Below are 20,569 nucleotides of genomic sequence, written 5' to 3'. Positions count from 1 at the left end.
GATTTTACTCCTATTGTTTGTCAATCGACAAACAATAGGAGTTTACGATGAAAACCCTTAAAGGACCCTCTCTTCATCTCGCACAGTTCAGTGACGAGGTTGCCCCGTTTGACAGTTTACCGACAATAGCCCAGTGGGCCGCGGAAACCGGTTTTAAGGCATTACAAATCCCGGCCTGGGACCGTCGGCTGTTCGACGTTTCGACGGCGGCGGAAAGCCAGACCTATTGTGACGATCTTACCGGCATGCTGGCGGAACATGGCCTGGTCGTGAGTGAGCTGACCAGCCATATCTTTGGCCAGCTAATGGCGGTCCATCCGGCGTATGACAGCCTGTGCGACAGCTTCGCGCCGCCGGAAATACACGGCAACCCGCAAGCACGCGGCGAGTGGGCACGGCAACAGCTGCTGATGGCGGTGAAGGCTTCCGCCCGGCTTGGCCTCAGCGATCTGGGGACATTCTCAGGCTCGCTGGCATGGCCTTATCTGTTCCCATTCCCGCAGCGTCCGGAAGGGTTAATTGAAACCGCTTTTGACGAGCTGGCCAGACGCTGGATGCCGGTGCTCAACGCCTGCGACGAACATGGCATTAACCTGTGCTATGAAATTCATCCGAGTGAAGATCTGCACGATGGCGTGACGTTTGAAATGTTTTATCAGCGGGTGAAGGCGCATCCACGCTGCCGGATACTTTTTGACCCGAGCCACATGGTGCTTCAGCAGCTTAACTATCTGGAATTTATTGATATATATAAGGACGTTATCAGCATGTTTCACGTCAAAGATGCTGAATTTAATCCAACCGGTCGTCAGGGGATTTATGGTGGGTATCAGTCATGGCTCGAACGCGCAGGGCGTTTTCGCTCACTGGGTGACGGTCAGGTTGATTTCGGGGCTATTTTCTCGAAGCTGACCCAATACGATTATGCTGGCTGGGCAACCCTGGAGTGGGAATGCTGTCTGAAAAACCCGCAGGACGGTGCCAGAGAAGGGGCAGCGTTCATCCGCGACCACATTATTCACATCACCGATAAAGTCTTCGATGACTTCGCCGGTGCGCCGGTCAATGCTCAGCAAATCAACGCATTACTCGGCATTCGCTAAAACGTCACATCACAGGGAATTCTTATGGAACAACAATATGATGGGATCCTGAACCAGGATCTCAGGGCAGAACATGTCTATACGAAAGTGGATGGACAACGTATTCATTGCGTCGTAGCGGGCAAAGGTCATCCGGTCCTGCTGATACCCGGTTGGCCTCAAACCTGGTATACGTGGCGCTACGTCATGCAGGCGCTGGCGCAGGCGGGGTTTCAGGCGATAGCGGTTGATCCACCCGGCATCGGGGATTCCGATAAACCGCGCGACGGCTATGACACCGGACGCGTTGGCGCCATCCTGCATACACTGATGGCGCAACTGGGGCATTCACAGTACCGCATAGTGGGCCACGATATTGGCATGTGGGTTGGTTACGCCATGGCAAGCGATTTTCCTGATGCGGTGGAGCGTCTTGTGCTGACCGAAGCGGTTATCCCAGGACTGGCTCCTCCGCCGCCGATTTTCGTCGCACCGGAAGAGAACATTTTTCTTTGGCACTTCATGTTTAATCAACTGGCGGATTTACCCGAAACCCTGACCTGCGGGCGTGAATCACACTATCTCAGCTTTATTTTCGACCGCTGGGCACATCGCCGCGATCGGGTGGCTGCTCAGGTGTATATCGACGCCTATTCGACACCGGGAGGACTGCGTGCAGGCTTTGACTATTATCGTGCGATCCCGGAAACCATCAGGCAAAACCAGCTCCGCGCGCAAACGCCTTTAACCATGCCGGTACTGACGGTGGGAGCGGAACATGCGACGCGTGATGCGCCGCTGACAACCCTGCAGGGTAATGCCCTGGATCTACGGGGCGAGACGGTGGCTGACTGCGGGCATTTTATTACCGAAGAGTGCTATGAGGCGTTTATTGGGCTGATTGTACCCTTTCTCTCAGAGGACACCGATCGTGCCGCTTGATAAACACATTGCTGACTTTCTGGCTGCATCATCGGGCGCGCCACAGCCAGCGTCGTTAGCCGACTTGCGTGCCGCCACCGACGCGGGTTTGTTGCGGCTACAGGGCGAGGAGGAAACCGGTGACGCCATTCAACATTACGTTGTTATCGCCGATGATGGCTACGCTATCGGCCTTCGCGCCTATACGCCTGCTGCCTCAAACGCAGATATCGCGCAGCCTGCAATGCTGTTTGCTCACGGCGGCGGATGGTGTCTGGGGTCGCTGTCGCTGTACGATCGGCCCTGTCAGGCACTGGCTAATGCTACTGGCCGGAAAATACTCTCCGTGGATTACCGTCTGGCGCCGGAGTTCCCCTTCCCAAGGCCGTTAGAAGATGTTTATCAGGCACTGTGCTGGGCCAGTGAACAGGCCGCGGCTCTGGGGATAGATGCAACCCGTCTGGCGGTGGGCGGTGACAGTGCAGGCGGTAATCTTGCTGCCGCGGCAACGCTGCTGGCCCGGGATCGCGGCGGACCTCATATAGAGCATCAGTTGCTGCTCTACCCGGCGTTAAGTCGCGAGATGTCGACCGAAAGCTATTGTGAATTTGCTGAAGGTTATTTTTTAACGCGTGATGCGATGGCGTTTTGCTGGGAACACTATCTGGGAGACCGTCGTCATCCCTGTGCCGAACCGTTGCATATGGCCTCGCTGAGGGGGTTACCGCCGGCAACCATCCTGAGCTGTGAATACGATCCCCTGCGCGATGAGGCTGAAGCGTATGCGCGGCGGCTTGACGAGGCGGGGGTACCAGTACGCTGCGAACGGCTGCCGGGCATGGTGCACGCCTGCATTCATATGACAGGGTTAACGCCAGCCGCGCGTCGGTTGTTCGAACGTGCGCGTATCTGATTCAGACAACACAAAAAACCCAGTGCAATCGCTGGGTTTATTATTCATATCGGTTCACAAGGTAGAACACCCTATCAGTGCGTCGCTTCACCAATCAGCGCGCCCGTGCCCGCACCAACGGCCGCACCTTTCAGCACGCTATTGCCCGTCACCGCAGCCGCACCCGCGCCAACGACGGCACCCACGGCACCGCCCTTACGTGCGTCTTTGCCTTTTTCGCCTTTTTTGAACATCGCCCCCGTACCTGCGCCCACCACGGCACCGCCCACGGTCGATTTCAGATCTTTGCCCGTGGCTGCGCCAATGGCAGCGCCTGCTACCGCGCCGGCAGCGGTTTTGTCGATGGCCATTCCAGAGGTGGAAAACATGAGGGCGCTGATAACCAGCGTTGTTTTAATAAGTTTCATAACAGATCCTTTGTGACTGCTGTCGGTTGATACGTCGTTTCTCGCGCTGAGGGGAGAAAAACGCCCAGATAGTGCCAGCAATACCGACTCAACCTTTAGGCGAATCATGCCCTGGGTAAGGATCCCGGTTGCCGGGCGGGGCTCCGCCCGGCGGAACGTTACGCCTGACGCTTGTCTTCCGTATTGGTTTCGAAGTCGCTCGCCGCGTGGCGTTCGTGGAGCTGCTCGTTCAGCTCGCCGCTGGTGCGGTTAACGATGCGACCGCGCTTAACCGCATGGCGGTTCGCCACGTCCTTCGCCCAGCGCTGGACGTTGGTATACTTTTCGGCGTCCAGGAACTCGGCGGCGTTATAGACACTGCCCAGCGCCACGCAGCCGAACCACGGCCAGATCGCCATATCCGCGATGGTGTACTCCTCACCCGCAACGTAGCGACCGCGCGCCAGCTGTTTATCCAGCACGTCGAACAGGCGCTTGGCTTCCATGGTGAAGCGGTCAATTGCGTACTCGATTTTTACCGGCGCATAGTTGTAGAAGTGGCCAAAGCCGCCGCCGAGGAACGGCGCCGCACCCTGCAGCCAGAAGAGCCAGTTCAGGGTTTCGGTGCGTCCCGCCGGGTCTTTCGGCAGGAAGTGACCAAATTTCTCTGCCAGATAAAGCAGAATATTGCCGGATTCAAAGACACGTGTTGGCGGGGTCGTGGAGTGGTCACGCAGCGCCGGAATTTTCGAGTTCGGGTTCACCTCTACAAACCCGCTGGAGAACTGATCGCCCTCGCCGATGCGGATCAACCACGCGTCATACTCCGCGCCCGTCACGCCCAGCGCCAGCAGCTCTTCGAGCATGATCGTCACCTTCTGGCCGTTCGGTGTCCCGAGAGAGTAAAGCTGCAGCGGGTGGGAGCCCACGGGCAGATCTTTCTCATGCGTTGCACCGGAAATTGGGCGGTTAATGTTGGCGAATGCGCCGCCGCCGTTCTTTTTCCATTCCCACACTTTGGGTGGCTGATACGTGTTGTCTGACATGTTGGCCTGCCTTTTGAGTGATGTGTTGAGGGAGTTTAGCAGGAGATGAAGCGACCGTTTAACGATGTGAGCGCAACGGTCAGTGTAGGTGTATGATAAATCCTCCTCTGTCAGGTTAATTACAACGTGCAGACGACGACAACCCTTAAAAAATTGCCGCCTGCCTGTTTTAGGTTGGATACATGCGTAAAGGAACGTTAAGCAGTGATGCGCCATTTGGGACATTGTTAGGCTATGCGCCCGGTGGCGTGGCGATTTACTCTTCAAATTACGGCAGTCTGGATCCGCGTAAATACCCCGAAGACGCGGATTTTCGCAGCTATATCGGCAACGAATACATGGGCCACAAGTGGCAATGCGTTGAGTTTGCCCGCCGTTTCCTGTTTCTCAACTATGGCTTTGTGTTTACCGACGTCGGCATGGCGTGGGAGATCTTCTCCCTGCGCTTTTTACGCCAGGTGGTGAACGATAACATTCTGCCCCTTCAGGCTTTTGCCAATGGCTCAAAACGCGCGCCGCGCGCGGGCGCGCTGCTGATCTGGCAAAAGGGCGGAGAGTTTCACGAGACCGGCCACGTGGCGGTGATTACCCAGCTTCTGGACGATAAGGTGCGTATTGCGGAGCAGAACGTGATTCACTCCCCACTGCCGCTCGGGCAGCAGTGGACGCGGGAGCTGCGCATGACCGTGGAAAACGGCTGCTACACCCTCCATGACACCTTCAGCGATACCGAAATTCTCGGCTGGATGATCCAGACGGATGACACGGAGCACAGCATTCCCCAGCCTGAACCTGACGGCGAACTGCTGAAAATCCGCGGCGCGCGGCTGAAAAACAAACGTCAGTTCGACGGGAAATGGCTCAACGAGGACGATGCGCTTCAGCAGGCGTATATCCGCGCGAACGGTCATGTGATCAACAAAGATCCCTGCCAGTATTTCACCATCACCGAAAGCGCCGAGCAGGAGCTGATCAAGGCCACCAACGAACTGCATCTGATGTACCTGCACGCCACCGACAAAGTGCTGAAAGACGACAGCCTGCTGGCGCTGTTCGACATCCCGAAAATCCTCTGGCCGCGCCTGCGCCTCTCCTGGCAGTGGCGTCGCCACCATATGATCACCGGTCGTATGGATTTCTGTATGGATGAGCGCGGCATTAAGGTTTACGAATACAACGCCGACTCCGCGTCCTGTCACACTGAAGGCGGGCTCATTCTTGAAGAGTGGGTGAAAAACGGCTATCGCGGCAACGGGCATAACCCGGCAGAAGGGCTGCTGGAAGAGCTGACCGGCGCATGGAAGCACAGCCACGCGCGGCCGTTCGTCCACATCATGCAGGACAACGATGTGGAAGAGGACTATCACGCGCTCTTTATTCAGCGTTCGCTGATACAGGCCGGGTTCGAGACCAAGATCCTGCACGGGCTGGGCGCGCTGAGCTGGGATGCCGCCGGGCAGCTAATTGACGACGAAGGTCGCCACGTCAACTGCGTGTGGAAAACCTGGGCGTGGGAAACGGCGATAGAGCAGATCCGCGAGGTGAGCGAAACCGAATATGCCGCCGTGCCGATCCGCACCGGACATCCTGAGGGCGAAGTGCGCCTGATTGATGTTCTGCTGCGTCCGGAAGTGCTGGTCTTCGAACCGCTGTGGACCGTTATTCCCGGAAACAAGGCGATTCTCCCGGTCCTGTGGCAGCTGTTCCCGAACCACCGCTACCTGCTCGATACCAATTTTGAGGTTAACGACCTGCTGAAGCAGACCGGATACGCCGTTAAGCCGATTGCCGGCCGCTGCGGCAGCAATATCGATCTCATCAGCGCCCAGGACGAGCTGCTGGATAAATCCAGCGGCAAGTTTGTTGACCGTAAAAACATCTACCAGCAGCTGTGGTGTCTGCCGAACGTCGACGGCAAGTACATTCAGGTCTGCACTTTTACCGTGGGCGGAAACTACGGCGGGACCTGCCTGCGCGGCGACGATTCGCTGGTGGTGAAAAAAGAGAGCGATATTGAGCCGCTGATTGTGGTTAAAGACTCGCTATAAAAATCCCCCCGCAGGGTTGAGGGTTCCCTACAACATAATGTCTGCACAGACGACCCCCTCTCCCTTGAGGGAGAGGGCTGGGGTGAGGGGGAACATACGGCTCTGGTGGTCATTCCGTTCACTGTATGTTCCTTGCTACTCTTTAACGACAATACCTGTGAACGTGCCAGGGTGGCTCAGTCGCCACCACCCTGGCGACCCGGGCTCCCGGCGGTAAATCGCCGCTTCGCGGTGCCCTCGGCTTATTCCTTCCGGCTTATCGGGGACGGGCGGAGGTAACGTCCCTGTAAAGCCCGCCCTCTCGGCGCATCCATGCGCCTCGCCCCGGCCGGAAGGCAAACGCCTCAGCGATTTACAGCCGGACCAGGGCATCGCTGAAAGCCTAAAGCCGTTCTGAAACAAGGTTATTGCTTCTGCTTAAAAATTACTGTGGATCCCTCAGCCCGCAGGGCATCCTGCGGGGGCTTTTCGTTACTGCTCTTCCTCTTCCAGCTGCTCGCTGATCTTCAGATCGATGATGCGTCCAATCTGGTCATGATAAACCGTCAGCAGGTTGTACTGGCTCATCTCGGAGATGATCTGCGGTGAGACATTAAAGCTGCGGGCCAGCTCCTCCTGGCGAAAATAGCCCGGCTGGCGGCGCCTTGCGTGCGTGCGGCGGCGGTTGTACTGATACCACAAAATCAGCAGCCAGCCGTTGAGCGCGGCGAACAGCAAATAGATCAACACCGTATTAAAGGAGGCAATAATCACGCTCCACCGGTGGTCGCTCTCCTCGGTTAACTGCATCCACAGCCTGGCATACAGGAAAAACAGAAATCCGCCCCACGCCATCGCGGTTAACGCGGCATCAAAAAGACGTGGCAGCAAGCGATGTTCAGTCAAAATTAAGGTATTTTCGTTCATTGAAGGCTCCCTTTTCCCCGGTCCGGACTGATCCAGCGCGCGCGGGCACGCTGACGTTTAAGCATGACTTTTGGAAATGCGACGAGGGTGGTGAACAGGCCAATCATCCAGTAGACCATCGGGAACCAAATCACCCAGAAAAGCGAGCTTGCCACCTTGCGCTCATAGCGCCGCTCGATGTACAAGCTGACCAGGAACTGCAGCAGGCACATCACGCCCAGCAGCAGCCCGGTAAACGCCGGGGGAAACAGGGTTTCAACGGTCAGCCTGGCGGGAATGGGCGCGACGTGGCTGATGACGAACAGCAGCACCGTTATCGCATACGCGAAGGCCCACAGCGTTGACAGCGCGTACTCCAGAAACAGAGGCCACATGCGGTGATGTTCCCAGCGCACCATCTTGCGCAAGTTGACCAGAAACACCTCCGCGCCGCCCTGGGCCCAGCGCAGACGCTGCTTCCACAGGCCCTTGAGCGTCTCCGGCATCAGGATCCAGCACAGCGCCCGCGGCTCGAAAAAGATATCCCAGTGGCGCAGCTGGAGCTTCCAGCTAATGTCGATGTCTTCGGTGATCATGTCCGGGCTCCAGTACCCGACGTCCGCCAGCGCCTGACGGCGAAAGGCGGCGATGACGCCGGAGACGGTAAAGACCCGGCCATAGATCCGCTGCGTCCGCTTGATGAGCCCAATGATGGACGAAAACTCGCCTACCTGAATGCGGCCAATCAGCGTGGAGCGCGTGCGAATTCGCGGGTTCCCGGTAACCGCCCCAACGTGGGGATACTGAATCAGCGGCGCTACCAGATAAGCTGCGGTGTCGCGGTCGAGCAGGGCGTCGCCGTCAATGCAGACCAGCAGATCGCCCCGGGCCGCCGCCGCCCCGGCTTTGAGCGCCACGGCTTTTCCCTGGTTCTCCGCGAGGTTGATCACCCGCAGGCGCGGCTGCTCCAGCGCAAGCTGCTGCAATACCTCCGCCGTGTTGTCAGAGGAGCCGTCGTTGATGGCGATAACTTCGATATTTTCATACCGCTGATCCAGCGCGGCGCTGATGGTCTCCCGGGCATTTCGTCCCTCGTTGAAGCAGGGGATAAGAATGGAGATGAGCGGCTCGCCGGCAAGTACCGGGGCGGGCGTGTCTTTATTCCACGACCAGCGGCGTTCAAGCTGAAACCAGAAATAGAGCCCGCCGGTGACCCAGAGCACGGACATAAACAGCGGCCAGAAGAAGACAAAATCCAGAATCAGCTCGCCGGTAAAGAGGGCTGCCACGCCTAACGGCAACCCGAATACCAGACATAAAATAGAGAAGGCGATTATGCGATCAGTCATTGTCAGGGTACCAGTAGGAAGAAAATACGGGCCTGATGCGTGAGATATCAGGCTGGTTATTGATGAAATCGTCAGGGTAGTAGCCGTAGTTTTTGATGCCGTTAAGCTGGAGGACGCGCATCCACGCCGCAAGCTGGCTGTCGGAAACGGCGCGCTGCGGTTTCTGCTCCCAGTCTCTGGCCTGCAGTTCGAAGATGGTTTTATCCAGCGCGCCGGGCCGCGTTGCGACGGCTTTGATCAAACGCGTCAGCCAGGCATTGCTCTCGTTCGCCGAAACGGACTCCATCAGCGGCATGGCCATCGGTACCGTCCAGTCATAGGCCGCCAGAAAATCATCGAGATTCTGCCCAAACCACGCTTCGCTTTCGGGCTGCAGAATGGGTAAGACGAACATATTGCGCGCGGTTTTTATCTGCGGGCCGCGGATATGCTTCACCGCCTGGCCCAGGGCGCGAGTAAACCCGATAAGCCTCCGGCTTTTCTGACGCGTCGTGTCCTGCCCGGCAGCGTCAACGTCAACGTCTGTCAGCACCGCATCGTCATGGAACAGGACCCCGTTGAAGCTGGCATGGCGGGCCAGATCCTCATAGATCTCCGTCACCTGCTGGCGAACCTGCGGGTCCCACGGGGAAAGCCGGATATAGGGCTCATTGGCCTCGCGCAGCTGACCGGTTCGATCGTCCTGACGCTGCACGCGTGGCAGGGAAGGATCGAGATCGAACGAGAGCACCGGCATCCACGCGAAGACCTTCACGCCCGCGCGGGTTTGCAGCTGCCAGGCGACAAAGTTAAAGAGGTCGGCCCGGACCGGAAGCCGGCGGTTGGGGAAATAGAGCGCCCTGATCCTGCCGTCGCCTTGCGGGTCGGCAAACGCCTGCAGGAAAACGTGGCTGATTTTCATGTCGTAGACCCGCTGGATCAGCCTGTTGATGTTTTGGGTCTGCTGGGCCGGATCGGGATCGTAAACGTAATCGAGATCGACGTGCATGACGCGCACGGGATCGCGCTCCTGAACCTGGCTGACCGTACTGGCAAACGCCTTGAGCGAGGGATTCCCGGCGATCAGCAGGCGGGGGATGTTGCCCAGCTCCTGCACATTCCCCAGCCCGTCCTCAAGGGTAAAGGCCAGCTGATAACCCTGCTGTCTGGCGATGGCGAGCGACGTACCGTTTGCGGCGCCGTAAGGCCAGACCCAGGCGCGCGGCGCCTTGCCCGTCACCTGCGTGATTTTCTCCGTCACCTTGCGGACATCATCGCCGATCCGCTGGTTGAACTGCTGGTCGGTTTCATAGCGGCCCGTGGCTTTGTCATAAAAGCGGTTGGCGATAGCCGGTTCACGGCTGCCCTGCGGGTTGGCGACGATGCCGTAATGCGAGGCCCAGGTATGCGATCCGATTTCAATCAGCGGGGACTGGCTGAGCTCGCGCACCATGTCCCAGGTCGCGAAGCGATCGCGGGGCGTCATCAGGCCGCCAAAGTTCACCTTCTGGTTTGCTGGCGTATCCACCCAACTGCCCACCGGCGCCCAAAGCGCAGGAACGTTCCAGGCCTTGAGCAGTGGCCATACGCGGGTGTAGAAGCTGCTGTAGCCATCGTCAAAGCTGAGCAGAACGGCTTTTGGCGGCAGCGTTTTTTTTCCGTCATGCGCGTCCAGAATGTCCTGCACGCTGATGGCGTGATAGCCGTTGTGCAGAAGCCAGCTTATCTGCTCGTTTAACGCGCTGGTGCGCACGGAGAGGTAGCGCTGATCGGCGGCATCGTCTTCGACGTCGTGGTAGGCCAGCACCAGAAACTGGTTCTGCGGCCAGGGTTTGCTCGCCTCCGGCTGCGGCCGCGCTTTGGGCGCAACGAACGAAATCGCCTGCGCGCAGACGCTCGCGCTGAGGCAGAGCCAGCCGATGAGTATCAGGCTCGCGGAAAATCGTGTGTTCAGCATATTCATCCTTAAAAGCGTAAAGTCGCATCAAGCGTGACGGAGAGGTTGCTCTCGCGTTTGCCGTCGTAAGGGCGCTTGTCCCAGTTCAGCATCACGCCGGTATCAATAACGTTGTTCCACTGAACGCGTTGTCCGTAACCCAGCAGGGCGATGGCGCCAGCGGACTGATTTTTCTGCCAGTAGCTGCCGCCTCCCGCCACGAACTGCTGGCTCCAGAGGGTGTCGTAATGGCGGTACATTTCATGGTCAACGGCCAGGGCAGCCGTCACGGACAGATCCCGCGCCGGGTTGTAATAGAGCGTGTCCCGCAGGCTGTTTTTACTGGCGGCGATCCCCGGTTCGAGATCCAGCGTCAGGGTCGGGGTCTGCCAGAGACGCTCCTTACCCGCAAGGGTGTATTCCTGCCGGCGGTTATGATCGGAGAAGCGGCTGACGGCGGCGCTGAACTGATACTCACGGCGCTCGTTTTGATACCAACGCACCCCGCCTTCACCCCGGTTGGCGCTAATCCCGTTGCGTAAGGCCCGCAGGGGCGTGGTGCGGGATAAGCGTTCAAGGCTGCCGCTGACCTGCCAGTTATCATCGAGAAAGTACGTTGCTGAGAGGCGAGCGCCTGGCTTGTTTGCCCCGTGATAGCGGTTGCTGGAGAGCTCGGCTTCGAGCTGAAGGTCGCGAGGACGCCACTCGACGCCACCCAGGAAGTGATGGCTGGTGCCTTTGCCTTCATCGAAATTCCCCTGCGCATAGCGGGTGCCGGCAAACAGCCGCCAGCTATCCGCCACGGGGGGGCCATAGAGCGTGGCGTCCAGGTTCAGGTCGTGCGTCCCGCTGATGGGGTTATCGGAGTGCAAACCCTTGCTCGCGTTGAGGCGCAGCTCGGACATGTGGTGGACCGTTCGGAGTCTGTCCAGACGCCTGGCGCTGCGATCGACGGGGGCGCGGGCAAGCACATCGTCGGCCAGTAAATCCATCTGTCGCCACTCCTGCAGATCCATGGCGACGTAAGCCTGCTGCTGCTCTAGCTCCAGATTTGATGGCTCCAGCGCCTCCGCCCTTTTCAACGTTTTCTCGGCCGCGCGCGGCAAGCCCCGTGCCTGAAGCAGGGTGGCATAGTCAATCTGCAACCCCTGATTGCCCGGCGCCGTTGTCGCCAGACGGTGTGCCAGCTTTTCGGCTTCCGGAAGGGCGTTAGTCGAGAGCAAATAGTTAAATTTGAGCGACTGCCCGGTAAGCCACCGATCGTTCGGCTGAGGGACAGGGGACCCAAAATCGTAGCGGGTCCACGGAACGTTGCGGGTCTGGCGCTCAACGTAGCGGTGGGCGGCCTGATACTGCCCGGTATCCAGCCAGGCGTAGAAAAGCGCATGCTCCTCATCCTGCGGATCGGCGGCGTATTGCGGATAGCGTTGCAGAAGCGCGAAGGCGGCAGCCGCGTTTTTCTCCTGCAGATACGCGGAGATCACCCAGCCGATGGCCCAGCCCGGCACGGGATGCTGCGCGTCCCTCAGCGCCTGATATTCACGGATGACCTGCGGGTAATCGCCATGCGCGTACAGCGCGCCAAGCCTGTCGATACGGGCGAGGATGACGTCTTCCGCTGCCTGAGGTTCGTTTTGCCAGCGGGAGAGCAGGGCGTCGTAACGATTCAGTGCCGTTTGCGCCAGCTGCAGACGCTCCTTTTCCGTTCTGCCAGGAACATCGGCCAGCCGAACCCATTCGGCGGCGGCATTAAGCTCAAGACGGCGTCGCTGCGCGGGGGGCAGCGTTACCCTTTGCGACAGCATCAGCGCGGGGGTACTCACCCGGCTATCCGTTAGCGCATCAATCAGCTCGCTGAGGAGCGCTTTATTCTCCGGCGCGAGGGCCAGCGCGCGCGTGTCCGCTAAAAGCCGATCCCAGCTTTTTCCCTGGCGTAACCAGACGTACGAGAGCGTCTGAAGATGCGCCGGAGAGGGATCCTCCGTCACCAGCTGACGGGCTTCATGCAGAGCGAGCGTATCCATGCGGGCATCGGCCAGGGTTTTAATATAGCCGATACGATAATCGTCATTATCCGGCGCAAGGCTACGCGCCTCTTTCCAGAGCGCGAGAGCCGGCTGCCATGCTTTTTGATTTCGCCTGGATTGCGCGACGGCAGCAACGCCGCGAGCGGGCAGCGGCATATAAATGCCGTAACGCCGCCAGACCTGAATCACCTCGTCATCGCGACCAGCCCATGCAGCCACCTGTAACCAGTCCGCGACTTGCTCAGGCGTCAGAGCATGCTGTTGCTGATAACGCTGAAGGTAATTGAGAAACGGCGCGTAATTACCGTTACGCGCCTGTTGAATCTGTTGCTCATAAACGGATTCCGTTGCCTGACCGAGAACAGGAAACAGAAATAGCAGAAACAATAATCCTGGGACGCGATAAAAGAATAACGTATTGAAGCGAAGCGATCTTTCCATATCTATTTGCCATTTGTTTATCATGAATCCATTGCATAACACGGCCGCCTTTTAACTCTTCGTTAAAGGCCATAAATGAGAACATTAAATCTGAATGCATTAACGTTACGGGGTACTTACTTAAAGGTAATTATGGTTCCTCCTCTTTGTGAGCTGAGTGGAAGGTAATGTACACCTGATATGTTGCCGGATAAATATGGTGAAAAGCTGATGGGAAGTTTTGGGATAATTCTGGAATGAGATGCTTTTGGTGATTATTGAGAATTGAGCTTATAATTACAACTAATTGATATTATTGATTTTTATTTTTTGAGTGGTTGGCTTTTTTATATTTTAAATGCGGTTTGATTGTAGCATTTAAAGTACTTTCTGGTGCATGTTTGGGAAGTTTCATGACAAAAATTCTTAATGTTCAGAGAAGTGTCTTTTCTGAGGTTGTTTTTTATTTATAATTAATGCCAGCCATTGAATGAAAGTCTACAGGAAGTCTTGCTCATCAATGTCTGTATTGAGGGATGTTCAACGCCAGAATACATATTGTCGTTAATATTACAGCGCTATAAAACGAAGGCGGCCTTCTTTCTGAAGGCGCGTTCTTGCTTTAATCTAAAAGGGATGGTTAGTGGCAACTTCAATAGTGTTAGTGACTCAGGATCGCTATCTTGTCAGGGGGATGAGGCTATTTTTCCCGGATATTATCCTGCTCGATTCGATTGACAGAAACATATTTGATAACGGTGCAGATGAATATTCTGTGTTGATTGATAGTCGTTCTCCGCTCCGCTTATATGACTACCTGATACGCCATCCGGCCAGAACAAAAAAAACGATCTGCTGCGTTATGCTGGATATGCGACATCGCGAGGAGAATCTACTCAGTATGAAGTTGTTTATGAACACGTCGCTTACAGCGCCGGATATGGCGTCGTTATTTAACCTGGTGCTCAATATGAAGGGCAGGCGCCTGTCCACCAAATGGCTGCTTAACTTGCGGCTTAGCACGCACGAAGCAATCATGCTGCGGTTGCTGAGGGCAGGGATGTCGATGGAGGCGATTGCCGATGAGCTGAACACGTCGGTTAAAAGCCTTTACCGCAAACGAACGGCGCTGTCGGAGCGCCTGGGGGCGGAGAACTTCAACGAGGCGTGTTTATTTATCTTTAAAAATAAACTGCTGGACGCGGTTGGGAACGATCCCTGACATTGTCAGAAGCCAAAAGCAAAAACCCGCCACGAGGGCGGGTTTTTTAAATGCAGATAGGTCAGAACGACCAGCGCAGATTAGCGTTAACCGAGTTGACGCGGGTATCCGCACCATATTGCCCCTGATAACCCACATCCAGCGTCGCAGCACGAGACAGCTGTACGCTCACGCCGATATCACCCACCATCACGTCCTCATCCACGGCCTGACCCTGAGTAATGAACGCGTCGCTGCCCGCAAACGCCATGCGCGAAGAGGTATTCTTATCGCCATAGGCGTGCTGCCAGCCCAACGAACCGTAGAGGTTAACGTTCTTCGGCAACTCGGTCACACCGCGCACCCCGAGGGTGGAATAGAAGGTGTTCATCGTTTCGTTACGCACGCTCAGCGCGGCGGCACCGCCGTCTTCCCTGAAGCTGTCGGTATGCAGCCGAATGTACGATAAATTGACGAACGGCTCGATATTCATATCAGGCTGGCCGAAACGGTAGCCCGCTTCGGTGAACGCCAGCAGCGAGTTGGCGTCGTAGTCCGACTTCAGCCGATCCGAGAAGCCGCTGAAATCAACATTGCGCTCGCCTTCGATCTTGTGCCAGGTGTAGCCCAGCGCGCCGCGAAGGGAGAACGCATCCTGTTGACCGGCTGCATACAGGCCAAGGTGGTAGTTGTCGGTATCCGTTGAGGAGCGACGGCTGTCGACGTCGTAATCACCGCGGCTGTAGCCGAAGTAGCCGCCGACACGCACGTTATGGTCCGCGAGCTTGCGATCGGCCCCAAGCAGAAAGCCGGTGGTATTGCCGTCCAGCTTGCCCACGTTACCGTCACCGCTGTTTCGGCTCCAGGAGCTGAAGGTCTGGCCCCAGACGCCATTGTTTTGCGGCTCCGGCTGCTGCACCAGCGACATCGCTAACGGTGGTATCGGCAGACTGTCGTTATCAAACGCGCGCTGCATACGCTGGTTTAACACGTTAAACACCTGCGTGCTGCCGGCGATCAGGTTGGACTGTACTGACGGATAAACTTCACCGGACAGCTGGTTGAACGCCTCGCGCGCTTCCGGCGCGCTCAGCACCAGCAGCGAGTTGTACAGCGCCAGCGACGGGCCGCTTTGCGTCAGCGTGGAGAGCGCGCCGGCGGTATTCCACTGGTTGCTGCTATTGGCGACGGTCTGGAAAATCCCCGGCTTGCCGCTGCCCGGATTCTCACCGCCAGGGTTTTCTCCCCCCGGGTTCTCACCGCCAGGATTCTCACCGCCTGGGTTTCCTCCTCCTGGATTTTCACCTCCCGGGTTTTCGCCTCCAGGATTCTCGCCGCCGGTCTCTTTCTGTGCGATGGTCAGATCGACGGCGTTGGTGCTCTGGTTCAGCGCGACGTCCAGGAAGGCGGATTTGGAAATCGCCCCCGCGAACTGACCGTCAATTCCCCCGTCGGAGGTTAAAATGCGATAGCTTTGGCCCGTTATGTAGCTGGTTTGCGGATCCAGCGCGGTGACCTGGACCTGAGCCCGATCGCTGATGGTCGTTTTGCCCGCTACCAGCAACTGGTCGCTGCGGCCATCACCGGCGATATCGACGTCATAGAAAGACTCACCCACAAAATTCAGATAACGCTTCAGCGTCAGCGTGCCGATATCGCCATCCCCTGGTGAAATATGCCCGCCGGAAAGGATCTCGGTCTGGCCCAGCGTGCCGTTCCCCCCCAGCGTACCGCCGGCCTTGATTGACGCGGCGCTGCTGTAGCCCAGCCCGTTGCTGACGTCGGTTCCCGCCGTCGCGTTGAGGATCAGCGTCCCGCCGTTCTCGGCGCTAAGGGTCTGAATATCAAAAATATCGTCTTCTGGCTGGGTGTTGATGTTGCTGGCAATAATGACTTTGCCACCGCGTGCGGTCACGTTCGCCTGAAGGGCTGAAAGATCGCCGTTCAGCGTTGTCTGCCCGGAGGTATTGATTACCTCACCTTCGCCGCTCATCTTGTTGCTGAAGACGTAATTTCCGTCGGTATGGTTGAAGTAGACATAGCTGCCGAACAGCCCGCCGCGCAGGCTGATTGCCGTATTCGCATCGAGAGTACCTGCGCCGCCCGCTGTGCCAAGCGTTGGCTCAGTTAAACCGGTGCCGGTGTCCATGTTGCCGCGGCTGCCGATGATGAGTGCACCCCGATTCGAACCGGAACCCGAAGTCCCCACGATCAGCGCATTGCTGCCAGCGGAAAATGAACCGCCGTCAATCACAGACAGCACGCCATTGCCGTAATCGCCCACGCTCACGCTGCTGCCGCTGGTAAAGCGCGAGTCTTTGCCCGCAATAACCAGCTCGGCGGTTTTACCTGCCCCGGAGACGCCCGCCACCTGCACGCTGCCAACGTTAACCGCACCGCCGTTCAGCACGTCCAGGTCGCCATAAAGCGTTAACGTACGGCCAACATTCCACTGTGAGCCGCTCCCCGTGACGGTGGCTTTCGGGCTCAGCGTGTCGGTTTCACCCGGCCCGGTACCGTTGCCGATGCGTGCATCGTAGGCGGTACTGAGCGCCGCGCCGTCCTCAATCGCCAGCGTGGAGCGTGCGCCCAGATCGGTGCCTATGCTAAGAAAATTACTGGTCACACGAGAGCCGGCACCCGTGGCGATAAGGTGGCTGTCGTAGCCTCGGGTGGTGCCGACGACGATCTCTTTTGCGCTGGCCAACGCGCCCTCTTCGACTCGCAGGGTACCGAGGCCAAGATTCAGGTCGCCGCGCAGGACATACTGATCGTTCACCGCGTTAAGCTCGGCGTTTGGCCCACGGACCGTGACCACGCTTTCATAAATTTGGCCGTCGAACAGCCGGCTGATGTTGATGTTATAGGCGGTGATTTTGCCGTTATCGATCAGCAGGTTTCCGGGTTGATTACGTCCAACGTAAACATCGCCGGTGTAACCCAGCGTTTCGGTAATACGCGAGTCGCCATCAAAAAATGCATCGGCTGCGCGCGCGAAATCGGCAGATGAAAGCAGTAGCAGCGGCGCGGAAAATAGAGCGAGGTAAAGTCTGGAAAGCGGCGTCTTAACCGCTAAAGAATGCGATGTAGAGTTATTCACGGGCTATCTCCGTACTCATTAGCGTGATGTCTGGAAAATCGTTTTTATATGAAAACTCAGATATGTCAGAGAATGTAAAAGGCGTTATTTATGTACGCCTTTTGATTTGCCGTTAATTATTTATGTGTGACAACAGGTGTACAGGTTGGCGCGCTCAGCGTCGGTGCTGATCCTAAAATCCCCGGCATCATCATCGATGAGCAATCGAAAATACGCCCTTTCTCCGTCGTCGCGCGATAAGACAGTTTCTGTCCTCCCAGTGCATCCGGCTGGGCGCCATTAACATTGGTCACGGTTATTTCATCCGATGAGCCCAGCCCCAGCATTTTAGCGGTCTCCGCCTGCAGGAGTGGAATAGCCTGATCGGTTTTAAGCGTGGAACAACCGGCTAGCATCAACGTAACGCTTAAAAAGATTAGTGGTTTTTTCATAAATTATCCTTTATATCCAATCAGTTAATTTCACTGATTGTATTTATGTTTTGAATTACCCAAATCAGCGAATAATATATTTCCCTTTCCTAATCGATAAAACCCTCCTAAAGTAGGGTGGGTAGATAATAAATCATCCGTACACTCAGATATGCGAAGGTAAAAGGAGGATCCTTTGGGGCACAATTATGCGTTGGTCGTTGATGACCATCCATTGGTAGCAAGCGGCATCGCCAATTTTCTGATTACACATTGCCAATTTAAGCAGGCGTACGTGGTGACGAATGAGGAGGATTGCTACCGTCAAATTAGGGATAATGGCCCGCCACGTTTGCTGGTAATCGATTTTTGGCTCTCGTCCGGAACTGCGTTGAAATTACTCAAAGAAGTTAAACAACTTTACCCACAGGTACGGCTTCTGGTGGTCAGCGGGGATGACAATAATGACATCTGGCAGAAAGTTCACGCCGCCGGGGGGCACGGTTTCGTATTGAAAAGTGAACCGCCTGAAATGTTCTCACGGGCCGTTTTTGCACTTACAGATAATTTGACCTGGTTTCCTGAGCGAAATGAATATTCCGTTGAATCGAATAATGAGAAGTTAAGTAAATTTAACTTAACGCCGCGACAAATAGACGTGTTAAATATGATTATGCGCGGCCTGCCGAATAAGCGAATCGCCGCGCAGCTTTCAATTTCTGAGCCCACGGTAAAAGAACACATCAGCAATATATTGAAAAAAATAGGTGTTAACAGTCGGGTCGAAGCCATCACGCTTCTGCATGGTAAGCGGGAATCATCAGAATGAGGTTTTTCCAGAGCTTACAGAACGATGGCATCTCTCCTCCCGCGCAGATCCGTTTACTAAACAACACCTTTATGCGGCTGGTGTTCAGCTTCAGCGCGGTGCCATTTGTCGGTATTCCTTTCGCCATCTGGATTAATTTGCTGGGCGATGAACTTGCCCCAACCATTACCTGGATAATTATTTACCTGCTATGTGCCGTGGCAATCCGAATATTGCACCGACGCTACCGGCGCGAAGTGAAAGAGCATGATGAAGCGGACGTCCTGCGCCGCTGGCTTCCGCGCATAAATAAGATTGCTTTTATTCACGGGCTGGGGATTTCATCTCTCTATTTAATTACGCCGCAGACGCAGAACTTTGACTTTTTCCTGCTCCTTAATATCAGTATTGCCGCCATCGTCGCCGCCAATGCGACGCATTTGACGCCGGTCATCAGCACCTTTACGTGCTTTTTCTTCGCCTCCTGGGGGGTACTGAACCTCGGCATTATCTGGCGGCTGGACGATCTGATGTTCATTGTGCTGATGCTGAACCTGCTTTACGGCTTCGCCATTTACCGCCATGCGTTAACGTCGCACGCGTTCTTCATTCAGCAAGCGCTGCTTGAGGAAAAAAGCTCACGCCTGGCAGAACAGTTTCGTCAGGCTAAAGAGGAAGCGGAGCAGGCGCTGCTGGATAAGAATCAGTTCCTGACGACCGCCAGCCACGATCTGCGTCAGCCGGTACATGCCATGGGCTTTCTGATCGAAGCGATTATCCACCGAAACCGCGACGACAGCCTGACGCCCCAACTGCTTGACCTGCAGCAGAGCGTTCGCTCGGTGCATTTGATGTTCAATTCTCTGCTCGACCTCAGCAAGATTGAATCCGGGAACGTGCTCACTGCACCTTCCAGAGTAGACATCGGCGCTCTGCTCGACTCGGTGATCACGCTGTTTCGCGAAGAGGCCAACAGCCGCGCACTCAGGCTGTCCACCCGTCGGCCCAAACGCCGCATCTACGTGATGGGCGATCCGCTGCTGGTGCGACAATCGCTGATTAACCTGATTCAAAACGCCCTTCGCTACACGCAGCAGGGCGGCGTGCTGGTCGCCATCCGACCGCGCGGTGACGAGTGTCTGGTGGAGGTGTGGGACACGGGGGTCGGTATCGCCGATGACGAGAAAGGTAAAATCTTCTCTCCCTACTACCGCCCCGAGCTGGCCTGGAAGATCGACAGCGCCGGACACGGGCTGGGTCTGGCCGTGGTTGCCCGCTGTGCAAAACTGATGAAGGTAAAGTACGGGATGCAATCTATTGAAGGTAAAGGCTCACGCTTCTGGATGCGCTTCACTCAATATGCTGGAGAAGAGATCGCGCCGGACATCCCGCCCGCCGATGACAGCACCGCCGTGCCGGTACGCTATGCGCCGCTACGCGGTTCCTGCCTGGTCGTCGATGACGACCCGCTGGTGACGTCTGCCTGGGAGAGTCTGATGCGCATCTGGGGGATCAACGTGCGCTGTGCGGCCTCCGCTGAAGAAGCGTTCGCCATAATCGACGACGGCTTCACGCCGTTCGCCGTGCTGTGCGATCAGCGTCTGCGATCCGGCGAAAGCGGCTTCGACATCCTGAAAGCGCTTTTTGAACGTCTGCCGGACATGAGCGGCGCGATGGTTAGCGGCGAATTTAACTCGCCGGTTCTGCTGGCGGCGGAGCAGGAAGGGTACCTGGTGCTTCGTAAGCCTCTGGAGCCGGCTAAATTGTATGCTCTGCTGACGCAGTGGTCCGGGTGTCGTTAAGGGTGTGTAGAGGCGATGATTTTGGCGGGCTAAGAATGCAAAAACGGACCTCCGTGGAGGTCCGTTGATATGAATTTGGTGCCTGACTCGGTATTTTCAATTACTTACCAATTTGATCTATTTGATAAATTCTTCTGCCTTTTATTGTAAAGGCCAGGAGATTGACCCTCATTTTTTCTTTTAAATCATAATGATGGATTAGTAATCAAGAAAATATTTCGGCTCGAACCTTTGGTAAATTCCCTTTTTTTTTCGA

General features: G+C 56.4%; 15 protein-coding genes. 7 read left to right on the top strand and 8 right to left on the bottom strand.

What is annotated here, in order from left to right; genetic code table 11:
* Window positions 1–47 precede the first annotated feature (47 nt).
* Genes AB8818_RS11710 through AB8818_RS11700 form a run of 3 tightly spaced genes read left to right on the top strand, consistent with a single transcriptional unit; the run spans window position 48 to window position 2,916 of the window.
* Entirely contained in the window at window positions 48–1,103 is a 1,056-nt protein-coding gene (locus AB8818_RS11710; protein ID WP_192982688.1) for a sugar phosphate isomerase/epimerase, read from the top strand.
* 24 nt (window positions 1,104–1,127) lie between these two features.
* A complete protein-coding gene (locus AB8818_RS11705; RefSeq protein ID WP_163329675.1) occupies window positions 1,128–2,024 on the top strand; it encodes an alpha/beta fold hydrolase in 897 nt (298 codons plus the stop codon).
* Complete coding sequence (locus AB8818_RS11700; RefSeq protein WP_192982686.1) at window positions 2,014–2,916, top strand: alpha/beta hydrolase; 903 nt, start codon at window positions 2,014–2,016, stop codon at window positions 2,914–2,916. Before AB8818_RS11705 ends, AB8818_RS11700 begins: the two co-directional genes overlap by 11 nt.
* Window positions 2,917–2,990: 74 nt before the next feature.
* On the opposite strand, the gene AB8818_RS11695 is transcribed toward AB8818_RS11700, so the two are convergent.
* The gene (locus AB8818_RS11695) at window positions 2,991–3,323 is read right to left on the bottom strand and encodes a YMGG-like glycine zipper-containing protein (RefSeq protein WP_116342019.1); all 333 of its coding nucleotides are present in this window, start codon (window positions 3,321–3,323) and stop codon (window positions 2,991–2,993) included.
* Window positions 3,324–3,481: 158 nt separating this feature from the next.
* Complete coding sequence (gene yghU / locus AB8818_RS11690) at window positions 3,482–4,348, bottom strand: glutathione-dependent disulfide-bond oxidoreductase (protein WP_192982684.1); 867 nt, start codon at window positions 4,346–4,348, stop codon at window positions 3,482–3,484.
* A 182-nt stretch (window positions 4,349–4,530) separates the two neighbouring features.
* Here yghU and gss point away from each other — a divergent pair, with 182 nt between their 5' ends.
* On the top strand, window positions 4,531–6,396 hold the full coding sequence (gss, locus tag AB8818_RS11685) for a bifunctional glutathionylspermidine amidase/synthase (protein ID WP_192982681.1): 1,866 nt from the start codon (window positions 4,531–4,533) through the stop codon (window positions 6,394–6,396).
* 471 nt (window positions 6,397–6,867) lie between these two features.
* On the opposite strand, the gene pgaD is transcribed toward gss, so the two are convergent.
* The 4 genes from pgaD to pgaA are packed head-to-tail and all read right to left on the bottom strand — an operon-like array spanning window position 6,868 to window position 13,013.
* Complete coding sequence (gene pgaD / locus AB8818_RS11680; RefSeq protein ID WP_116342014.1) at window positions 6,868–7,302, bottom strand: poly-beta-1,6-N-acetyl-D-glucosamine biosynthesis protein PgaD; 435 nt, start codon at window positions 7,300–7,302, stop codon at window positions 6,868–6,870.
* A complete protein-coding gene (gene pgaC / locus AB8818_RS11675) occupies window positions 7,299–8,630 on the bottom strand; it encodes a poly-beta-1,6-N-acetyl-D-glucosamine synthase (RefSeq protein WP_163329671.1) in 1,332 nt (443 codons plus the stop codon). The genes pgaD and pgaC overlap by 4 nt, the downstream gene beginning before the upstream one ends.
* Window positions 8,623–10,566 carry a poly-beta-1,6-N-acetyl-D-glucosamine N-deacetylase PgaB gene (pgaB, locus tag AB8818_RS11670; RefSeq protein WP_192982680.1) on the bottom strand — a complete coding sequence of 648 codons (1,944 nt, stop codon included), beginning with the start codon at window positions 10,564–10,566 and terminating at the stop codon, window positions 8,623–8,625. Before pgaB ends, pgaC begins: the two co-directional genes overlap by 8 nt.
* A gap of 8 nt (window positions 10,567–10,574) precedes the next feature.
* Window positions 10,575–13,013: a poly-beta-1,6 N-acetyl-D-glucosamine export porin PgaA gene (gene pgaA, locus AB8818_RS11665; RefSeq protein ID WP_192982677.1), complete on the bottom strand. Its 2,439-nt coding sequence runs from the start codon at window positions 13,011–13,013 to the stop codon at window positions 10,575–10,577.
* Between the two features lie 673 nt (window positions 13,014–13,686).
* Here pgaA and AB8818_RS11660 point away from each other — a divergent pair.
* The gene (locus AB8818_RS11660; RefSeq protein WP_116342006.1) at window positions 13,687–14,214 is read left to right on the top strand and encodes a helix-turn-helix domain-containing protein; all 528 of its coding nucleotides are present in this window, start codon (window positions 13,687–13,689) and stop codon (window positions 14,212–14,214) included.
* A gap of 61 nt (window positions 14,215–14,275) precedes the next feature.
* On the opposite strand, the gene AB8818_RS11655 is transcribed toward AB8818_RS11660, so the two are convergent.
* Window positions 14,276–17,293, bottom strand: coding sequence for an autotransporter domain-containing protein (locus AB8818_RS11655; protein WP_192982674.1), 3,018 nt, complete (start codon window positions 17,291–17,293; stop codon window positions 14,276–14,278).
* 116 nt (window positions 17,294–17,409) lie between these two features.
* Window positions 17,410–17,724, bottom strand: coding sequence for a lipoprotein (locus AB8818_RS11650; RefSeq protein WP_028014394.1), 315 nt, complete (start codon window positions 17,722–17,724; stop codon window positions 17,410–17,412).
* A gap of 175 nt (window positions 17,725–17,899) precedes the next feature.
* Between AB8818_RS11650 and AB8818_RS11645 the strand changes: the two genes are divergently transcribed.
* Together AB8818_RS11645 and AB8818_RS11640 are read left to right on the top strand one after the other, a co-directional pair.
* Window positions 17,900–18,532 carry a response regulator transcription factor gene (locus tag AB8818_RS11645; RefSeq protein ID WP_163329667.1) on the top strand — a complete coding sequence of 211 codons (633 nt, stop codon included), beginning with the start codon at window positions 17,900–17,902 and terminating at the stop codon, window positions 18,530–18,532.
* On the top strand, window positions 18,529–20,313 hold the full coding sequence (locus AB8818_RS11640) for a hybrid sensor histidine kinase/response regulator (RefSeq protein ID WP_166712338.1): 1,785 nt from the start codon (window positions 18,529–18,531) through the stop codon (window positions 20,311–20,313). Before AB8818_RS11645 ends, AB8818_RS11640 begins: the two co-directional genes overlap by 4 nt.
* The last annotated feature ends 256 nt before the right edge of the window (window positions 20,314–20,569 follow it).

The sequence above is a fragment of the Enterobacter sp. KB-280D8 genome (assembly GCF_041399405.1).
GTDB lineage: Bacteria > Pseudomonadota > Gammaproteobacteria > Enterobacterales > Enterobacteriaceae > Enterobacter > Enterobacter cloacae_N.
This window is presented reverse-complemented; position numbering and strand designations above follow the sequence as displayed.